Annotated in this window: 17 protein-coding genes; 14 read left to right on the top strand and 3 right to left on the bottom strand. The window is 41.4% G+C overall.

The window, feature by feature from the left end; all coding sequences use genetic code 11:
* Positions 1-12 precede the first annotated feature (12 nt).
* From murF to Q0890_RS11875, 3 genes are all read left to right on the top strand, one after another.
* Positions 13-1,443, top strand: coding sequence for a UDP-N-acetylmuramoyl-tripeptide--D-alanyl-D-alanine ligase (murF, locus tag Q0890_RS11885; protein WP_299221209.1), 1,431 nt, complete (start codon positions 13-15; stop codon positions 1,441-1,443).
* A 3-nt stretch (positions 1,444-1,446) separates the two neighbouring features.
* Positions 1,447-2,565: a phospho-N-acetylmuramoyl-pentapeptide-transferase gene (gene mraY, locus Q0890_RS11880; protein WP_299188003.1), complete on the top strand. Its 1,119-nt coding sequence runs from the start codon at positions 1,447-1,449 to the stop codon at positions 2,563-2,565.
* 121 nt (positions 2,566-2,686) lie between these two features.
* A complete protein-coding gene (locus Q0890_RS11875; RefSeq protein WP_299221207.1) occupies positions 2,687-3,655 on the top strand; it encodes a putative RNA methyltransferase in 969 nt (322 codons plus the stop codon).
* Between the two features lie 11 nt (positions 3,656-3,666).
* On the opposite strand, the gene cls is transcribed toward Q0890_RS11875, so the two are convergent.
* Positions 3,667-5,130, bottom strand: coding sequence for a cardiolipin synthase (gene cls, locus Q0890_RS11870; protein WP_299221204.1), 1,464 nt, complete (start codon positions 5,128-5,130; stop codon positions 3,667-3,669).
* A gap of 437 nt (positions 5,131-5,567) precedes the next feature.
* Between cls and Q0890_RS11865 the strand changes: the two genes are divergently transcribed.
* The 3 genes from Q0890_RS11865 (at position 5,568) to Q0890_RS11855 (ending at position 8,125) form a co-directional block, all read left to right on the top strand.
* On the top strand, positions 5,568-7,106 hold the full coding sequence (locus Q0890_RS11865) for a sodium:alanine symporter family protein (protein ID WP_299221201.1): 1,539 nt from the start codon (positions 5,568-5,570) through the stop codon (positions 7,104-7,106).
* Between the two features lie 263 nt (positions 7,107-7,369).
* Positions 7,370-7,621, top strand: a complete 252-nt coding sequence (locus Q0890_RS11860) for a hypothetical protein (protein ID WP_299221198.1) — start codon at positions 7,370-7,372, stop codon at positions 7,619-7,621.
* A 258-nt stretch (positions 7,622-7,879) separates the two neighbouring features.
* On the top strand, positions 7,880-8,125 hold the full coding sequence (locus Q0890_RS11855; protein WP_299221196.1) for a hypothetical protein: 246 nt from the start codon (positions 7,880-7,882) through the stop codon (positions 8,123-8,125).
* Positions 8,126-8,218: 93 nt separating this feature from the next.
* Here Q0890_RS11855 and Q0890_RS11850 read toward each other — a convergent pair whose 3' ends face one another.
* Positions 8,219-8,434: a hypothetical protein gene (locus Q0890_RS11850; RefSeq protein WP_299221194.1), complete on the bottom strand. Its 216-nt coding sequence runs from the start codon at positions 8,432-8,434 to the stop codon at positions 8,219-8,221.
* A 395-nt stretch (positions 8,435-8,829) separates the two neighbouring features.
* Between Q0890_RS11850 and Q0890_RS11845 the strand changes: the two genes are divergently transcribed.
* Both Q0890_RS11845 and Q0890_RS11840 read left to right on the top strand, forming a co-directional pair.
* On the top strand, positions 8,830-9,774 hold the full coding sequence (locus tag Q0890_RS11845) for a DMT family transporter (RefSeq protein WP_299221191.1): 945 nt from the start codon (positions 8,830-8,832) through the stop codon (positions 9,772-9,774).
* A 94-nt stretch (positions 9,775-9,868) separates the two neighbouring features.
* On the top strand, positions 9,869-10,282 hold the full coding sequence (locus Q0890_RS11840; protein WP_299221188.1) for a PaaI family thioesterase: 414 nt from the start codon (positions 9,869-9,871) through the stop codon (positions 10,280-10,282).
* A gap of 148 nt (positions 10,283-10,430) precedes the next feature.
* Here the strand turns inward: Q0890_RS11840 and Q0890_RS11835 are convergent, their stop codons facing one another.
* Positions 10,431-11,147: a hypothetical protein gene (locus Q0890_RS11835; RefSeq protein WP_299221185.1), complete on the bottom strand. Its 717-nt coding sequence runs from the start codon at positions 11,145-11,147 to the stop codon at positions 10,431-10,433.
* A gap of 155 nt (positions 11,148-11,302) precedes the next feature.
* Between Q0890_RS11835 and Q0890_RS11830 the strand changes: the two genes are divergently transcribed.
* The 6 genes from Q0890_RS11830 (at position 11,303) to Q0890_RS11805 (ending at position 18,374) form a co-directional block, all read left to right on the top strand.
* Positions 11,303-12,856 (top strand): type I restriction-modification system subunit M, encoded by a 1,554-nt coding sequence (locus tag Q0890_RS11830; protein WP_299221182.1) that lies wholly within the window; start codon positions 11,303-11,305, stop codon positions 12,854-12,856.
* Positions 12,846-14,042: a restriction endonuclease subunit S gene (locus Q0890_RS11825; protein WP_299221179.1), complete on the top strand. Its 1,197-nt coding sequence runs from the start codon at positions 12,846-12,848 to the stop codon at positions 14,040-14,042. The genes Q0890_RS11830 and Q0890_RS11825 overlap by 11 nt, the downstream gene beginning before the upstream one ends.
* Before the next feature lie 58 nt (positions 14,043-14,100).
* On the top strand, positions 14,101-15,495 hold the full coding sequence (locus Q0890_RS11820; protein ID WP_299221176.1) for an anti-phage deoxyguanosine triphosphatase: 1,395 nt from the start codon (positions 14,101-14,103) through the stop codon (positions 15,493-15,495).
* Between the two features lie 254 nt (positions 15,496-15,749).
* Positions 15,750-17,030: a hypothetical protein gene (locus Q0890_RS11815; protein WP_299221174.1), complete on the top strand. Its 1,281-nt coding sequence runs from the start codon at positions 15,750-15,752 to the stop codon at positions 17,028-17,030.
* A gap of 21 nt (positions 17,031-17,051) precedes the next feature.
* Positions 17,052-17,330, top strand: a complete 279-nt coding sequence (locus Q0890_RS11810; protein ID WP_299221171.1) for a hypothetical protein — start codon at positions 17,052-17,054, stop codon at positions 17,328-17,330.
* 363 nt (positions 17,331-17,693) lie between these two features.
* Positions 17,694-18,374: a hypothetical protein gene (locus Q0890_RS11805; RefSeq protein WP_299221168.1), complete on the top strand. Its 681-nt coding sequence runs from the start codon at positions 17,694-17,696 to the stop codon at positions 18,372-18,374.
* Positions 18,375-18,645 lie beyond the last annotated feature (271 nt).

The following is an 18,645-nucleotide window of genomic DNA, read 5'->3' as shown; positions in this document are numbered from 1 at the left end:
AGGGCAATTATTATGACAGCTGGCAACAACAATACCATTCAGTCGCAAGGACTTTATGTCTGGCAAGCAGACAACTTGCTGGCGGCTACAGAGGCGCTTAGCAGTCACTGGCAACAAGACCAATCAGACACAGAGATTGGCGTTACAAGCAATCGTATCACAACCGACACGCGCACCATCAAGGCAGGTGATATATTTTTAGCACTCAGTGGCGATAATTTTGATGGACATGACTATATCAATGTCGCTGCTGCTCAAGGCGCGGTCGCAGCGATCGTATCACGTCCGATTTCTACAAGTATTCCGCAGTTGGTGGTAAGCGATACCCGTTTGGCTTTGGGGCATCTAGCCGCTTATCGTCGTCAGCAGCATCAAAACTTGACGGTCATCGCCATTACGGGCTCTAGTGGTAAGACAACTTGTAAAGAGATGCTCGGGAGTATCTTTGGCCGCTTGGCACCGACGCTTATTACTCGCGGCAACCTCAATAACGATTTGGGGGTTCCGATGATGCTGCTTGAGCTGTCTGATCATCATCGTTATGCCATATTAGAGCTGGGCGCCAACCATATTGGTGAAATTGCTTATACGACTGAGATTGTCCGCCCTGATGTTGCCTGTATATTAAATATCGGTACAGCGCATTTAGGCGAATTTGGTAGTCGTGAAGGCATATGTCAGACTAAAGCTGAAATCTATCACACGTTAACGGACGCTCAATTTGCTATTGTCCCTGATAAAGATGATTTTACCAACCAACTGCGCCGCATCGCTGAAAAGCATACCTCACACGTGATTGGTTTTGGCAATACTGATGTCAGTGCCAGCCACTTAGACGTAGAGCCTGAGCGCAGTGAGTTTAAGCTACATGTGGGCGATCAGGTCCATGATATCAATTTGCCTTTGGCAGGCGAGCATAATGTGAATAATGCTCTGGCGGCTGCTGCTTGTGCTCATGCGCTAAATATCGATGTCAGCGATATCGTCATCGGTTTAGAAAATGCCCGACCTGCTAAGGGGCGTTTAAACAGTCAGCTATTAGGTATGCATCGGCTCATCGACGATACTTATAACGCCAACCCTCATTCAGTACGTGCTGCCGCAAAAGTATTGGCAGCCCAAACAGGTACGCAAGTCATGGTATTGGGTGATATTGGAGAGCTAGGTGATGCCGCTGTCAGTGAGCATCAAAGCCTTGGACGGACTATTGGTGCCACGGGTATCGATGTACTGCTCTGTGTGGGCGAATATGCAGCCTATAGCGTTGCCGGTGCAAATGAGGTGAGTGCGATCAGTGCTCATGCCTTTGATGACAAAGAAAGTCTACTACAATACTTGCAGACGTTTTTGCAAGCGCAGCAAGCCAAGCCTTGTACCGTGTTGTTCAAGGGTTCTCGTTCCATGCAAATGGAAACACTTATTGATGCGCTAGTTGAGGAGTAGACGGTGTTAGTTTGGTTGTTTGAATGGCTTGGTCAGTATTACACACCGTTTTTTGCGGTTTCTTCGTTGACACTACGAGCGTTACTTGCGGTCATTACTGCGCTTAGTTTTAGCTTGTTTTTTGGCGGACGGGTCATCCGTCATCTACGCTCACTTAAGTATGGGCAGGCGGTTCGTGATGATGGTCCTCAGTCGCATCTAATCAAGACTGGAACGCCCACGATGGGCGGCGTTTTGATTCTGACCTCCATTGGGGTCGCCACACTGCTATGGGCAAGGCTGAGTAATCCTTACATTTGGATATTGCTGATTGTAATGATTATCTTTGGCGCGGTTGGCTGGGCAGATGATTGGCTAAAAATTAAATATAAAAACCCTCAAGGTCTCATTGCCCGCAAAAAGTATTTTTGGTTGTCTGTTGGTGCATTATTTGTCGGGGCTTCCCTTTACTATATAGCTACGCTACAGCCTGATATGGCAACGACACGTGAGATGCAGGATCTGCTGATTCCCATCTTTAAAAACTTAACGATTCCATTTTCGGCAGTTCCATTTGGTATCGGTTTTATTGTTTTTACCTACTTTGTCATTAATGGTGCCTCTAACGCAGTCAACTTAACGGATGGCTTAGATGGCTTGGCTATTTTGCCCATCGTGCTTGTCGCAGCAGGTCTGGGTGCGATGGCATATGTGTCAGGTGATGTTAGATTCTCTGAGTATTTGCATGTTCCCTATATAGCCTATAACTCAGAAGTTATTATCGTTTGCGGTGCGATGATTGGCGCCGGTCTTGGATTCTTATGGTTTAACGCCCATCCAGCACAAGTCTTTATGGGTGATGTAGGTGCGCTAGCGCTTGGCGCAATGCTAGGTACGATTGCAGTCATGACGCGGCAAGAGATTGCTTTTGCTATTATGGGCGGTCTATTCGTCGCCGAAGCAATGTCAGTCATGATTCAAGTAGGCTCATATAAACTTCGTAAAAAGCGCGTTTTTCGTATGGCGCCATTGCATCACCACTTTGAGGAGATCGGTTGGAAAGAGACCCAAGTGGTTGCCCGTTTTTGGATTATCGCCATTGTGTTAGTGGTATTAGGTTTAATGACGCTCAAGCTACGCTAGCCTAGCGTCTTAAATTGTCCAATAAAAAGCCATCTTTAATCTGTTGAGATGGCTTTTTTATTATTTAATGAGGGTTAATGTCATCCGTTGTCCATAAATTTTGCTAATATGCTCATCAACTATGTCTGATCTTGAGTTGCCTGTGTCTTTATTTACTTGTCCTATTTGCCACTCACCTATGCAGCCTGCTAAAGATACATGGCGCTGTGATGGTAGCCTGCATCCTAAACAAACCTCGCATCCGTTTGATGTAGCACGGCAAGGCTATGTCAACCTATTGCCAGTCCAACAAAAAAAATCCAAAGCACCAGGGGATAGTCAGCAATCTATTGATGCCCGCAAGCGGTTTTTGGACGCAGGTTACTATCAGCCTCTGCAAACGCTTGTCTGTCAGAAAATGACCCAGTTATTGGCAGTAAACAGAGCAGCAATTGAGGAGGATGCACAGCCTATACGCTGGCTAGATATCGGTTGCGGGGAAGGCTATTACACGCAAGCAATGGCGCAAACTGGACTGGACGCTTTAATCGCTGCCGACATCAGTAAGCCTGCGCTCGCCAGCTTGGCCAAAGTCAGTAAAGCGGCAAACAGTCTTTGGTATCAACAAGGCGCTGATACTAAGCAGACTGACACGAAGAAGGCAGCTATTTATCCAGTAGTGACCAGTGCCGCGCACCTACCGCTACGTCCTTATAGCATGACAGGTATTAGTAGTATATTTAGTCCAATATTGCCAGAAGCCTTTGCAGCAGTGCTGCAAGATGAGGGGTATTTATTGATTGCCAAGCCAGATGCCGGGCACTTGGCGAGTATGCGTGAAGCCTTGTTTGATAGCGTACGTGAGCATGACTCCGATAAGTTTTTGCCAGCTTTGGCGCCTTATTTTGAGCTAATAGACACGCACAATATTAGCGTTTCATTAAGCTTACCAGTAGAGGCGCTAACCGATCTGTTAACCATGACGCCTTATGCTTACCGTGCTCGTACTGAGAGTCGTCAAATATTATTGGCCAGTGCTGAAACTACACCCTTTATAACCGAAGCAAAATTTGTGGTGTATGCCTTAAAAAAACGCACAACTTTATCGTGAGATTAGTCGCTTTATAATATAGGTCCCATGGTGGCGACGATATTATTCCAAATTCGATAAGGTAGCGGCCAGTCATTGACTTGTGCTAGCGTTACTTTATCCGAGTCAGTGATATACTGGTATTGGCGCTCGATAATACCTGCAGTCAGCGCTTTATTACTAAATACAATGTTGTTTTCATAATTTAGATCAAAGCTACGCAAGTCTAAGTTGGTCGAACCAATTAAGCTGATTTCACCATCAACGGTCAATGTCTTAGCGTGGAGCAAACCTGGCTTATATTCATAGATTTTTACCCCTGCCTGTAGTAATTGCCAATAATAACTGCGACTGGTCGCTGCTACTACCAATGAATCATTGTGTTTTGGGAAAATCATCGTGACGTCTACCCCGCGAGAGGCCGTCGCGCATAAGATACTGACCAGCGAATAATCGGGGACAAAATAAGGGGTTGAGATGATCAAGGTATGCTGAGCTTGGCTAATAAGAGCGCCCAAAAACTGCGGCGTTGATCCATGACGCTGAGTGGGACCATCTGCAAAGACTTGGGCGGCAAAACCTTCTTGTTTTATATGGGCTTGAGTATCAGCAGCATGGCTGGTGTAATAAGGAAAGCTATCCAAAGGTGTCTCTGGATTTTCAATCAACCAATCACTGGCGAAAAGCATTTGATTTTGTGCAACCACTGGCCCTTCAACCCGCAGCATAATATCCACCCACGGCGCAAATTTTGGCTTTACTCGAAACTCAGGATCTGCACAGTTGCGACTTCCTGAGTAGCCGATCTGACCATCGATGACGGTGATTTTGCGGTGATTGCGCAAATCAATACGGCTAAATAGTAGCACCTTTATTGGATTGCTAATTGGCAAAGCAACGCTGATTTGTACGCCAGCGTCCTTCATTTCTTGCCATATTTTGGAGCCAACCATTTTGCGTGAACCCATTCCATCGACCATTGCCCGGCAAGTAACCCCTCGTTTAGCAGCACGTATCAGTGCTTGGGCGGTATCCATTCCCATTCCGTCAATGAGCCAAATATAATACAGGACATGAATATGATCGGTTGCTGCATCAAAATCTGCAATCATACGCTGACGTGTATCGGCTGCATTCTTCATCAGCTCAGCGCGATTGCCTAAGGTGGTATGAAAGCCAGTTATATTGGCTGAATAGGCAAAGGCAGCTCGGTACTCTGGTTTGACGCCTTCTATGAGCGCCGCCTCACTACCGAGTACTTCAGGATTGTTGTGATGTATTTCTTTGATGGTTTTCTCATAGCGCTGTGCAAAGCCATTGCCTAAGTGAACCTCACCGAACATCCAGTAGACAGCTACCCCGATATAGGGCAGTACAAATAAGACAACCAACCAAGCCAGTCTGGCTGATGAGGTTAATTCAGGACGCGAAAGTACTCGTAAAGAGATGATTAGCAGTAGTATAAAATGAATAACGAGTAAGATATCCAATATCATAGGGCGATCCGTTGTTGTTTTTCTGAATGCGTTGTCGAGTTGAGTGAGGTGCTTAGTATAACTTACTCTAAATATTGGTGTGGTTAGCAAACGGTTAAGGCAGTAGGCTTGTTGTGTTAGACAGTAGCGAATGGAGTATTTTAATGGTAAAGCATACTATCGTCATGCACATTTTTATGACATCACACTCAAATATATGCTAATCCAAACAAAACCGATGAAAAAACTGTCTAGTAATATTTTAAAAATTATGCCAAATTGCAGTGACTCAATTATACGCTGTTATTTTCATCTGGATACCAGCGGTATTTATAGCGCACTAAGCCGTTAAAACAATAATCATCGTTCATTTTAGTGATAAAGAGGCGGTTAATCTTTGTCCTGATAGTAATGTTAAAACCAACACTGTTAAGCAAAGCAGTATTAGGAACAGATACATGGAAGATTTCGTCAATACAATAAACGGCATCATTTGGAGCTCAGCGTTAATTTACTTGTGTTTAGGAGCCGGTCTCTTCTTCTCGGTAGTGACACGGTTTGCACAAGTACGTCTCTTTGGAGAAATGATACGTCTGATATTCAAAAGCAAAGCAAGTCGCAATGGTATCTCTTCCTTTCAGGCCTTGACCCTATCGTTAGCAGGACGTGTGGGAATGGGCAACATAGCAGGCGTGGCTGCAGCTATCGGCTTTGGTGGACCAGGCGCTGTATTTTGGATGTGGGTAGTTGGGTTTTTAGGGGCGACTACGGCTTATATCGAGGCGACACTAGCGCAGATATATAAAGAAAAAGATGCGACGACTGGAGAGTATCGCGGTGGTCCTGCTTATTATTTTGAAAAGGCGCTGGGACAACGCTGGTATGGTATCGTTTTTGCAATTGCTGCTATTACCGCTTTAAGTATATTTTTGCCTGGCATTCAAACAAATGGCGTGGTCAATGCGGTCACACAGGTGATGGGTGAGGGGGCTACGCTAAATATCTTAGGCACAGACGTCAGTAGTATGAGACTTGGGGCGATAGCGCTTATTCTCGTTGTTTTTGGGATTATCATCTTTGGTGGTATCAAGCGTATTGCAACGTTTACCGAGATTGTCGTACCGTTTATGGCAACCGGTTATATTGTCTTAGCTTTGATAATCATGCTTATCAATTTTGAGCTGATCCCGCAAGTATTTGGGCTTATCGTTAGTGACGCCTTTACCGCGCAGGCAGGATTGGGCGCTGCTATCGGCTGGGGTGTCAAACGCGGCGTTTACTCAAGTGAAGCTGGGCAAGGTACGACCCCTCATGCTGCTGCTGCTGCTGAAGTCGATCATCCAGCACAGCAAGGATTGGTACAATCATTTTCTGTCTATATCGATACCTTGTTGGTTTGCTCTGCAACTGCCTTTATGATTTTGACAATGGGGACGTATAATATTCAAGGAACGTTGCCTGAGGGTCAATACCTTGTACAAAACGTCATGGCGGGCACTGAAATCAACTCTCCTGCCTTTACGCAGCTGGCGATGGAGTCAGTTTATGGGGCATTTGGCAATACGTTTATTGCTGTCGCCGTGTTCTTTTTTGCCTTTACTACTATCCTAGCCAATTATTATATTGCTGAAGTGAATGTCGCCTACTTGACGCGCTCTATTAGTCCTAGGGTCAATAGAATGGCGTTGTTTTTGGTTAAAGTATTGACGATGTCGATGATTGCTTATGGTGGGCTTAATTCGGCCGGCTATATTTGGGCGGTTGGTGATATCGGTGTTGGTCTGATTGCATGGTTGAATATCGTTGGTATTTTATTGATCTTTTTTATAGCACGTCCTGCGTTTAAGGCGCTTAAAGACTATGAGACCCAGCGCAAAGCAGGGGTAACTCGCTATACGTTTGATCCTCACAAACTAGGTATCAAAAATGCTCTGTATTGGGAAGAGCGTCACTCGAAAGAGCAGGTTAACGTCAAGGATGGGTTTATACGTAAATAACATGCGCAGATAATATCAATGGATAAGGCAAATATAAGTTAAGTCCGCTATCGATATGTCCTATTTATCTATTAGCGGTAACTTTTTTTACGTAGCTATTTTTACATGACTATAATTTTTGGTTATTTACTTGTTTTTGTACAGATAGTATACAAATAGTTGAAAAATTAAAACACAAAAATGAACATTCTATAAACATAAATCGGCACTATAAAGCGTATGCTCAAAGATAACGACGATTGTCTACTAATAAGGAGATATAGATGAATAATAATCTGATAGGTAGTGATTTGGCCCGTGCAATGTTGCGTCGCGGTGATAAGCAGATATGGTGTGCAGTCAGTAACGATAGTGATGAACAAGCTTTGACTGCTATTCATAAAGATGACTATAGCGGCATCTATCCTATCGTTACTTATAAAGACGATCGCTTTATTTGTAGCAAAGGAGAATCATGGATGCATGCGGTGCCTGTTCGTAGAGTTGAGCTAAGTCAAAACGAAATAGGATTTTGAGACATACTTCTTTAAGTTACTCAACTGCTTTAGCGAACAACCGTTCAGACCATAGAAAAGACCTTTTATACAATTATAAATAGATAAAAAAAACAATTACTTATAACATTCACCCTCCATACATCTACAACCCTGTTTTGTCAAAAATCTCAGGATAAGGTGTTTTTAGATGTGCTTAAATTTCCTTGTTTATAAAAATATTAAACTACAAGGTTTTTTAAGGTTTGATAATAATAAATTAATTTAGGAGGAGTTAGAATGTATCAAGAATTGATGGGTAGTGAACTGACACGGGCAATGTTGAGCCGTGGTGACACGCAGATATGGTGCGCAGTAAGTGATAACAGTGACGAAGAGGCCATGTCGGACCAAGTCGATAATGACTTTACTGCTCGCATTGTTTCTTTTGATGATAATGGTTTTTATTGTACAGCGGGTATGGCATGGTTATTTGCAGTACCTATTAAGATCAGTCCACTAACACAAGAAGAGGCAGGGTTTTAGGCCTCTTATATCTTTATTGACCAATCAAGGAGTGATGGTTGATAAGGTTTTTTAAAGCAAGGCTACAGCGATATAGTGGTATTTAGAGTTACTTTAAATCTCTGAGAGTTTTTTCTGTAACATATCGATGACATCTAGCTGCATTCTGTCATAATCACCAATCCAAACCTCTTCTCCGTCTTCTGTCACTTCTTTAAGAGACTTAAAGCGGTTTATCAAATCTCGTTGAAGATTACTTAATGAAGTATGTATCAAAGATATTTCATGATCAGTAAGTGAGATGTCATGTACCTTTTTTTCCATTGCCATACATCCTTTTTTATCGTGTATATTCATAAAGACGAATATACACGATAATGTCAAAAATGCAAACTATAGTTTATCAATAATTCAATTGTCAACAATATTTGTGACGATTATTCAAAGTAACGCAAGAGATAAACCGCCTCTTTTAAACCTCTGTATCAGCAGTAGTAACGCTTGTATTGAAAAATTACTATAAAAACGACTCGATCATACAATTGGATAATAGTTAGGTCATATGACCATGAGCTTTATCTGTTTGATTCATTTTTAAAGAAGATAGAGCAGTTGGTATAGATAAGTAAGCGCTTGAAGATATTGGTTTTTACTTGGTCATGGTTCAGGTAAAGTTATAACGAACTCTGATTAACCAACTGTGTTTTAGATGATTAGGATAAGCGATGAATCAATTGAGCCGACCAAAAATATCGCACCACAAGCCTAACTGGTTTGTTCCTTTGATCTGCCTGTTGGCTGGCGGTGTATTAATTGGGGTGTCTACCAATCTAGCGAAATACGCGGGTGAGCTTAATCTGGCGCCGTTGGCTTTTTTGTTTTGGTCGATCACAGGGGCGGCAATTATTTTATTCATCATTGCCTTGGTAAGAGATGAGTTACCGCCTTTAAACAAACGCAGCTTTGAATATTATCTGGTGGCAGCGCTGGTGAGCGTTGCAGGTTCCAATCTCATATTTTTTTCAGCCGTGCCGCAAGTTGGTGCAGGTTTTGTCGCCCTGATTATCGCTCTACCGCCGCTTCTCACTTATCTTGGTGCCATAGTACTGCGAATAGAGCGCTTTAACGCGCTTCGTGCGGTTGGTGTTGTGGCAGCTCTTTTGGGTGTGGGCGTGCTGGCAGCACGCAAGTTCTCTACCCCAGATGCCAGTGTGTTTTGGATTTTGTTGGCACTTTGTGGTCCTGTTTTGCTCGCTATCGGCAATCTATACCGTACTTTACGCTGGCCAAATAACGCCTCTCCTAGCTCGCTTGCTCCTGGTATGCTGATTGCCGCTGCAATACTGCTGGGTATGGTCAGTATGTTGCCCAGCTTTTCAATCGCGGTGCCGCTGACAGAGTCTAAGTCGCTTTGGTTAATCGCTATACAGGCATTGATTTTTGCTGGTCAATTTTTACTACTGTTTTTACTACAAAAAACAGGCGGACCCGTTTTACTGAGCTTGTTAGGCGCAATAGGGGCGATCGTTGGTGTCCCTGTGGCTATCTTTTTGCAAGGTGAAGCGCCGCCTGAAGGGTTACTATTGGGCGCCTCTTTAATTGGTATTGGCGTCGCGCTTGTCACCTGGGGCGGCGTAAAAATAGCAAAGGTATCGATAGAGGAGATTTAAAGGTGTGGATTTAAAAATTTGTTATGATGATTGAGAAAAGGACTGTTTAATAAAGAACAGGCAAGGAAATAACAACCAAACTCAAGGAAGATATATGTCTGCAACCAAAGAAGAAATCGTCGCGTTTATAACATCGGAGTTTCCTCAGACCAAGTGTATCATCGAAGCTGTAGATGATAGCGGTGCGACTTTAGCCCATGATATTGGTATAGACGAGCTGCGCCCAGGTGGCACGGTCTCTGGGCCAGTATTAATGAGTATCGCTGATGTCGCCATCTATGTGGCGATACTGGGCAAAATAGGCATCGTCCCGTTGACCGTGACGACGAGCCTTACCATCAACTTTTTGCGTAAACCCTCCGCCCAAGCACGTATTATTGCTAAGTGTACGCTGATAAAAGTAGGGCGCACACTCATAGTGGGTGAGGTCGCTTTGTATTCAGAAGGCTCAAGCGACATGGTGGCTCATGTCGTTGGTACATATTCTGTACCGCCGCAGCTCAACTAAAGGACGATTGTGAGCTGCGCGAGGTAACAGATAGGGCTCTACTGATCATGTGCCTTTGGCTCGCTACATCACCTAAAGACGCTACATCACTTAAAGACAAGATATCTTGTAGAGGTCAGCTCACTTTTCTCGTCAGTATTTATTTAAACTACTGACTAACCAGTGTCACCGTCTTAGTCGCATTTGCAGACGGCTGATTTAGCACCACCTTGCTGGCTAAAATATCCCCTTGGGAATTGATTTTATAACATTCTGCTGCTGCGTCTTCAGTGCTAGTAGTCAGCAATAGATTTTCTGAGGTAGTGATACACAGCCATGCTGTATTATTGGTCTCTTGCGTCAGTGACCAGTCTTGCTCATACTTACCTGTTTTTTTACCCATACTGCTATCGGCATAGACGGTTTCAGTAATAAATTTGCTTGAATCGCCGACTGTCACCATCTTTGGGATAGTGGTGGTCTGATTGGATAGGGAGTATTTGCCCGTACTATCTGTAAAGCCATGAAATACTAACGGGTTTAGGGTAAAGTAGTTGATGGCGACTGACTGAGCAGTAATCCGGTCATTCACTTTATTGATCGTATTTATTTCGGCACTTTGCACCGCTTTGTTATTGAATAGAACGCGCCCTTTAGGCGTGACTTCTATATCCGCTGATACGCTTTGGTTGTCTACCGTTCCAACCAATCTTGCACTACGTTGTTTGGTGTAGATATTGAGCATGGCCGTCTCAACGGGGTATTGAGTCACAATATTGTTTGGGTTGTCGCTTGGGTTGGTATTAGCTGTCGTCCCACCACTGATGCCACTAGCACAAGCGCTTAGTCCTAGCCCTGCGATCATATATAATCCTAGTGTTTTCATGGTTTCATCCCTTAGTGTGTTTAAGCAAGTATTATCGACAGTTACTTTACTATAGTCCAATTTTGAGCCAATGACATCTGCCAGCCCTCTTAGACCCTGTTATCATTACATCACTATAACAACCAGCAATTTTCCAGCGCGTTAAGGAATCATAAATGCCCACCAGCACCTCCAATAATATTAGCCAAATCAATCAAGACGATATCAATAAAGCCGTCTGGAACGCCTGTGATACCTTTCGCGGGGTCATTAGCGCCGATACCTATAAAGACTTTATCTTAACCATGCTGTTTTTAAAGTATTTATCCGATGTTTATAAAGATGAATACAACAAACTCGTTGAGCAGTTCGGCGATAATCCTGAGCTAATACACGCCATGATGGCCAAGCAGCGTTTTGTATTGCCTGAGGGTGCAAGCTTTTGGGACTTGTATGAGCAGCGTCATCAGCCGGGTAATGGTCAACGTATCGATGAAGCGCTACACGCGATCGAAGAAGCCAACGGTACTAAGCTTAAAAACGTCTTTCAAGATATTAGCTTTAACACTGATAAACTCGGTCAAGACAAGCAAAAAAACGAGCTACTGCGCCATTTATTAGAAGATTTTGGCAAAGACATTTTAAACCTAAGCGTAGAGCGCGTCGGTAGCCTTGATGTGATCGGTAATGCTTACGAGTACCTTATCAAGCACTTCGCCGCCAGTAGTGGCGCGACGGCGGGCGAGTTCTATACGCCGCCTGAGGTATCAAGCCTGCTTGCGACTATATTAGAGCCAAATGAGGGCGATGAAATCTGTGATCCGGCCTGTGGGTCGGGGTCGCTACTCATCAAATGCGGGGCGATGGTACGGCAAAACTCAAATTCTAAAAAGTACGCGCTATACGGTCAAGAAGCCATCGGCTCGACGTGGGCACTGGCCAAGATGAATATGTTCCTCCACGGTGAGGACAACCACCGTATCGAGTGGGGCGATACCATTCGTAATCCGCTGTTATTGGATAGCGACGGTCAGTTATTACAGTTCGATGTGGTGACCGCCAACCCGCCGTTCTCCTTGGATAAATGGGGTCATGGCGATGCCAGCCAAGACCCCTATGGTCGCTTCCATCGCGGCGTACCGCCCAAGACCAAGGGCGACTATGCATTTATCAGTCATATGATTGAAACGCTGAAACCTAGTACTGGTCGCATGGGCGTGGTGGTGCCGCATGGCGTGCTGTTCCGTGCGTCCAGTGAAGGTAAAATCCGTCAGCAGCTGATTGAGGAAAACCTGCTCGATACGGTGATTGGTCTGCCTGAAAAGCTGTTCTTTGGCACGGGTATTCCAGCGGCTATTCTTATCTTTAAAAAGAATAAAACCGATCCTGTCAGTGGTAAGGTTGATGACTCAGTACTGTTTATCGATGGAAGCCGCGAGTTTAAATCCGGTAAAAATCAAAACCAGCTCACGACTGAGAATATCAATGAAATCATTGAGACCTACAAAGCGCGAGAAAGCGTCGATAAATACGCGTATCTAGCGAGCTTTGATGAAATCGTCGATAACGACTTTAACTTAAACATCCCGCGTTATGTCGATACCTTTGAGGAAGAGGCAGAGATTGATTTGGATGCGGTGCGGTCTGAGCGTCTTGAGTTAAAAGCTGAGTTAGAGAATTTAGAGACTGAGATGGCAGGGTTTTTAAAGGAGTTGGGTTATGGTGCCTAAGGGGTGGGAGCGAAAGGCTCTTGATGAGGTTTCGAATGTGATTGACTGTAAACACAGGACTCCAAAATATGTTGGAAGCGGTATTCCATTGGTTTCACCTGGTACTATTAAATGGGGAGCAATCGATCTTGAAAGCCCCACAAAAAGGGTAACAACTGAGGAATATGAATCACTGATGGATCATTGCACAGTTGAATACGGCGATTTAGTTCTTAGTCGAAACCAATCTGTTGGTATAGCATCTTTTGTCGATTCAGATAAACCATTTGTTCTAGGACAAGATACAGTTCTAGTTAAGCCTAAAGGTAGTGATCCGAGGTTTCTATTTTATAACCTTCAATCAATTGATACTCAAAAGACAATATTTAAGCTTGCAGGTGGTTCTACTTTTTCACGAATAAATTTAGGAGATATACGTAAGTTAAAAGCTATATATCCTCCTTTAGCGGAGCAACAAAAAATTGCCAAAATCCTCTCTACTTGGGATAAAGCGATTAGCACCACTGAGCGTTTAATTGAGAATAGTACTCAGCAGAAAAAAGCGTTGATGCAGCAGTTATTGACGGGTAAGAAACGGTTGCTTGATGATGAGGGTAAGCGGTTTGAGGGTGAGTGGGAAGAGGTTAAGTTGTCAGCAGTCGCTCAAATTACAATGGGTTCTTCTCCAAAATCTGAAGCATATAATGATGTTGGTGACGGTTTACCTTTACTACAAGGTAATGCAGACATTAAAAACAGAAAGTCAGCACCAAGAATTTATACCTCGCAAATAACTAAAGAATGTCATATTGGTGATATTTTATTTAGTGTCAGAGCGCCAGTTGGCACAGTTGCTATATCTAATCATCATGCTTGTATTGGACGTGGTATTGCTGCCATAAAAGTGAAGAAAAACTACTCTCAAGACTTCTTATACCAATGGCTTCTATCCTTTGAAACAAAGTGGGAACGCTATTCGCAAGGTAGCACTTTTGAAGCGGTAAACAGTAACGATATTAAATCGTTAAACCTCTCTGTTCCAAATCCCAACGAACAACAAAAAATCGCCACCGTGTTAACCAATGCCGATAATGAAATTGAGTTACTTGAGCAGCAATTGGCTGATTTGCAGCAAGAGAAAAAGGCGCTAATGCAGGTGCTTTTGACGGGTAAGAAGCGGGTGGTGGTTGATGGGGAGGGTGTTTGATGGATATAATCGGTATAAACGATCCTTGGACGAAACTTACTCAAAAGAAGCGATAAAAATGATTGATGATATATTTAAAGGGAAAATGGAAGCAAGAAGAAAGTATCAGCCATATCGTTCAGGTGATGTTAGAAGTCAGTTTGATAGAGATGAAGCACGTCTAATACATTCAGCTGCTTTCAGACGGCTACAATCCAAAACTCAAGTGTTGGGATTGGGAGAAAGTGACTTTTATCGTACTCGGTTAACTCACTCTATGGAAGTAGCTCAAATTGGTCGAGGGATAGTTCAGTATCTTGAGAAGTCAGATAACTTTTCTATGTATCAAGAATATTTGCCTGATATGGCTTTAATTTCAGCAATTTGCTTAGCACACGATATCGGTCATCCACCTTTTGGTCATGGTGGCGAGGTTGCACTTAACTACTGTATGAGAAACGATGGTGGTTTTGAGGGTAATGGTCAGACTCTACGAATTCTCGGTAAGTTAGATAAATATACTGAACAGCATGGTCTAAACCCTACCAGACGAATGTTGTTAGGTGTTTTGAAGTACCCTGCTTCATACAGTAGCTTAATAAATGATAATTTTTATGAGGATGAAAATAATCCTGATGTTCCTTACTGGTTATTCAAAGCGGACGCACAAAAGCCTCCTAAGTGTTATTACGATATAGATAAAGACATTGTAGAATTTATATTTGAAGGCTTTGATGAAAAAGACGTTAAGAAATTTACTGCTTTTGAATCTAAAAAAGACAAGCATCAAGGCACACGTTTTAAATCTCTAGATTGTACAATTATGAATTTGGCAGATAACATATCTTATAGCTTACATGATTTAGAAGATGCACTTTCTTTAGGAATGATTAGTCGAGAGCAATGGCGAGAGCATTTTAAAGATAACGCTAGTTTGTTCGATATTGTCGAAAACTTAGATAGTGAAAGAGTAGAAGAAGAATCTAACTTCAATTGCCTAACTAGAAAGCTTTTCGATGATGAAAGTTATGAAAGAAAGGATGCCATTGGCCGTCTAGTTAACCTTATGATAACTAATGTGGAAATAGTTGAAAACGGTTCAGACTGTGAAAATCCATTATTAGGTCTTGAGGTTAAACTAGAAAAAGAAGTTGAAGCTCTAAGAGAAAATATTTTCAAACTTGTATGTGAAGTCGTCATCAAGGATGAGAATGTCCAGCAACTTGAGTTCAAAGGGCAGAAATTAGTTATAGAGTTATTTCAAGTCTTAGCAAAAGACCCAAAGAGATTTCTACCAAAATCCACAAAAGCGATTTGGATAAACTCAACAAAAAACGTCCCAGTAGAAAATCATGAGTCTGTTCAAGCAAGAGTTATTTGTGACTTTATCGCTGGTATGACTGATGATTACGCAACCAAGTTTTATGAGAAGTTTTTCACTCCTAATAAAGGCTCTATATTTGATAGGTTGTAATTATAAAAGAATGCAACTTATGATTTACTAATATTTTAAATAAAGTGCGTAGGCTGGGTTTTTAACCCAGCATTTTAATTCTGCAAAGTCTTAATGCGGGGTTAAAAATCCAGCCTACTAAAACTACAGATCGTTATAATTATCAGTTATTGACGTTTAATAAAGAAAATATTAAGCCTATCTAGAAACAAAGGTTTGCCTGTAAATTTAATATAGGTATACTTAATTGAAATTCAGTTAAAGAAGTAATGTATATGGTTGCTAACAAAGGCGATAAGATAATAAAAAAAGCAAACATTAGGTTCTTAGAAGCACATTATTACTTAACTCATAACAGTCATTCTATGAATGCATTTGTCAAAAATAGATGTGATAAGGCGCTTCTAACTATATTTGAAGAAGCAAGCAAAGAGCTGGAGCTAGAACAAGAATTACAGATCAATGCTTTGCCACTTTCAGAAGGAAGCCTAGTAGAGTGGTATCAGTTTATCATTTCACCCGCAGGCACCTTCAATATTCTTACTCTATTAGTTAATACAATAGCTTGTGTTGTGGCGATAAAACCGTCCTTAGCTTTAGAGTCTAATTTGGATATTGAATATAAAAAGCTTAAAATTAGAGAAAAAGAACTGAAGGTAAAGTCTTTAGAAAAAAAGTTAGCTAAAATTGAAAAAAAAGAGAAAAATAAGGAAGAAAGGCAACCTTCAACTTCTATGGAGCCAATGATTTACGATTCATTAGTGGTTTCAGAAAAGCCACTTAATAGCTTAAGAATTTTGGATACTGCTTACAATCACACACAAAATGAACAGCCAGTTTTATCTGAAGAATCTAGACTAAATATAGAGAGTAAAAAACTAGATAATAAAAAAAAGCAGCTTGAAATAAAGCTACTAAAGAAAAAGCTAGCTTACATCGATAATAAGGATCAAGACTTAAAAGATATCAGGAATGAGATCAAAGATATAAATGACATAACTTATGATTTGATGATCGAAAATCATAAGATAAGAAAAAACTTATCTGTGTTTTATGAGAATTTGATTGAATACAAAAAGATAGATGCTATTGGGTTTGCTACCTATGATGAAAATCATAAAGTTATCTCTTCAGAGAAAAAGGTCAAAAGAAGTGATTTCGATAGTTTTATATTAGACCTAGATGAGTTCGAAGAAGTCGACGACAACGCAAAAATTTATATCTTTTCACCTAATTTAGTCAAAGGTAGGCACAAGTGGCGAGGAATGTACGAAAAGGAAGGTAGGATTATTGATTTTAGTATGAACGACAAAGACTTCAAAAGCAGTGTCGAGAATGGTGGTATAACCTTTAAAAATGGCTCTATGATTGTAGCAGTGTTAAATATTAAAATTAAACTTGATATTTCAGGCAATGAAACTTCAAGGATTTACCATGTAGAAACTGTTTTAAAATACTATTATGAAGGGAATTATACTGAGACTATTCAGGGTAAAAAATACAAAGCAGATCGAAAAGATGCTGAAGCACAAATAATTTTACCGTTTGACAACTAATATAAAATGCGAGCAAACAACATGATTGAAGTTACCCAAGCCGTAAAGCTCGCTCGCCAATTTTTCAGTGAGATATATCAAGACGAAGATATCCAAAATTTAATGCTTGAAGAGGTTGTGATTGACGATGATAGTAATGAGTGGCAAATTACCTTTGGTTATGATGCGAACACTACCAAAGAAGCCAGTACTATTTTTTCTGAAAAAATTATAGATAAAATACCGAGAGTGTATAAAAGAATACACATAAATGCTGACGAAGGTGATTTTAAAGATATGTTTAATCGTGAAGTGGAATAGATGTAAGCTGTGGCTTTAGCCCAGCTCAAGACTTTACAAAGTTATTATGCTGGGCTAAAGCCACAGCCTACGGGTCGCGCTCTATTTAAGAGATAACGTATATTTCACTAGTTCTTCAAATTAATAAACATTGACACTAAAACAATTATCAACTAATCTGTACCCAACATAACCGTCACGCTTAGTGCCCTCTGGGTAACGCGCAACCTTGGCGGTTTTTTGTTGCCTTTTTTATGTCGTTATCGGCTACAATTGATAAAACCAAACAAACGCTATGACTAAAGTAGGCAGAGGCGTAGAGGTGAGTTCCATGAACTATTCAACTACTATCCATAATAATGAATTTTAAAAAGGCGTCATCTCATGTTCAAAAAATCTTTAGTACTACTTTTTATATTACCTTTAACAGCTATAGCGGCTCCCGTAGTAGAAGGTACTTATGTAAGTGGTACAAATAAGCGAGTACATCTAAGCAGTTTCGAATATGAGGGCGCTAAACACTACGAGCTTTTTCTTGCTAATATGATTGGAGATTCTAGCCTTATTATCGCTAGCAAAGCTAAGTCAATTCAAGACGATAACACTGTTATTTTTACGGTACCAGAGAGTGGTTATCTAGACTATCAATCAAACTTAGGTTGCCGAGTCGAAGTTGCTTTTTCAACCAATGAAATTCAGCTAAAAAACTTAAGCAACTGTACCTCTATTGAAAAATCTTTTAACGGCTCTTACGTTTACTCAAAGCAGTCCAGTATCATTCCTAAAGAATATCAGGGTTCTTGGGGTGAATGTCAGTATCCTAAATCAAGCCGCGAGCAAGCATTTTTAAGTGAGAATGAAGGCTCTTCAAATGGTGTTCAGCGATTCAGAGTTATCAAAGTAGATCCTATATCTTCAAATGAATTAAACGTAACTGGCGCATTCTATTATGAAGCCGAGCCATCTATAAGCACGATAAATTACGAATATTTATCTGATAAGAGTGTACGTATTAAAGCCGATTGGAATGATGATTCATCAACTTATAAAAAGTGTCGTAACTAAATTCGCGTTTATTAGGCTATGACTATAAGAATACTAACATGACCAAACCTAGTATTAACTTCCAAGAAGAATTCAGATGTGTAGGCTGGGTTTTTAACCCAGCATTAAGACTTTGCAAAATTACATGAAAATTCTATTTAAAGAATTTTCCTTGCAAAACTAGAATTGCAGTACAATTTTCTAACGTTTCTCAGGGTTAAAAACCCAGCCTAAAAACACTAATCTATACCTAACATAACCGCCACGCTACGCCCTTTGGGTCACGCGCAAC

The sequence above is a fragment of the uncultured Psychrobacter sp. genome (assembly GCF_947488565.1).
Classification (GTDB): Bacteria; Pseudomonadota; Gammaproteobacteria; order Pseudomonadales; family Moraxellaceae; genus Psychrobacter; species Psychrobacter saeujeotis.
This window is presented reverse-complemented; position numbering and strand designations above follow the sequence as displayed.

What these genes read in the sequence shown, in the direction of transcription:
- Q0890_RS11865 (WP_299221201.1), top strand. Translation starts at nt 5,568, where the DNA reads ATGGAAGATTTCGTCAATACAATAAACGGCATCATTTGGAGCTCAGCG.
- Q0890_RS11855 (WP_299221196.1), top strand. Translation starts at nt 7,880, where the DNA reads ATGTATCAAGAATTGATGGGTAGTGAACTGACACGGGCAATGTTGAGC.
- Q0890_RS11840 (WP_299221188.1), top strand. Translation starts at nt 9,869, where the DNA reads ATGTCTGCAACCAAAGAAGAAATCGTCGCGTTTATAACATCGGAGTTT.
- Q0890_RS11810 (WP_299221171.1), top strand. Translation starts at nt 17,052, where the DNA reads ATGATTGAAGTTACCCAAGCCGTAAAGCTCGCTCGCCAATTTTTCAGT.
- Q0890_RS11820 (WP_299221176.1), top strand. Translation starts at nt 14,101, where the DNA reads ATGATTGATGATATATTTAAAGGGAAAATGGAAGCAAGAAGAAAGTAT.
- Q0890_RS11845 (WP_299221191.1), top strand. Translation starts at nt 8,830, where the DNA reads ATGAATCAATTGAGCCGACCAAAAATATCGCACCACAAGCCTAACTGG.
- Q0890_RS11850 (WP_299221194.1), bottom strand. Translation starts at nt 8,434, where the DNA reads ATGGCAATGGAAAAAAAGGTACATGACATCTCACTTACTGATCATGAA.
- Q0890_RS11825 (WP_299221179.1), top strand. Translation starts at nt 12,846, where the DNA reads ATGGTGCCTAAGGGGTGGGAGCGAAAGGCTCTTGATGAGGTTTCGAAT.
- Q0890_RS11815 (WP_299221174.1), top strand. Translation starts at nt 15,750, where the DNA reads ATGGTTGCTAACAAAGGCGATAAGATAATAAAAAAAGCAAACATTAGG.
- Q0890_RS11875 (WP_299221207.1), top strand. Translation starts at nt 2,687, where the DNA reads ATGTCTGATCTTGAGTTGCCTGTGTCTTTATTTACTTGTCCTATTTGC.
- Q0890_RS11860 (WP_299221198.1), top strand. Translation starts at nt 7,370, where the DNA reads ATGAATAATAATCTGATAGGTAGTGATTTGGCCCGTGCAATGTTGCGT.
- Q0890_RS11830 (WP_299221182.1), top strand. Translation starts at nt 11,303, where the DNA reads ATGCCCACCAGCACCTCCAATAATATTAGCCAAATCAATCAAGACGAT.
- cls (WP_299221204.1), bottom strand. Translation starts at nt 5,130, where the DNA reads ATGATATTGGATATCTTACTCGTTATTCATTTTATACTACTGCTAATC.
- Q0890_RS11805 (WP_299221168.1), top strand. Translation starts at nt 17,694, where the DNA reads ATGTTCAAAAAATCTTTAGTACTACTTTTTATATTACCTTTAACAGCT.
- murF (WP_299221209.1), top strand. Translation starts at nt 13, where the DNA reads ATGACAGCTGGCAACAACAATACCATTCAGTCGCAAGGACTTTATGTC.
- Q0890_RS11835 (WP_299221185.1), bottom strand. Translation starts at nt 11,147, where the DNA reads ATGAAAACACTAGGATTATATATGATCGCAGGGCTAGGACTAAGCGCT.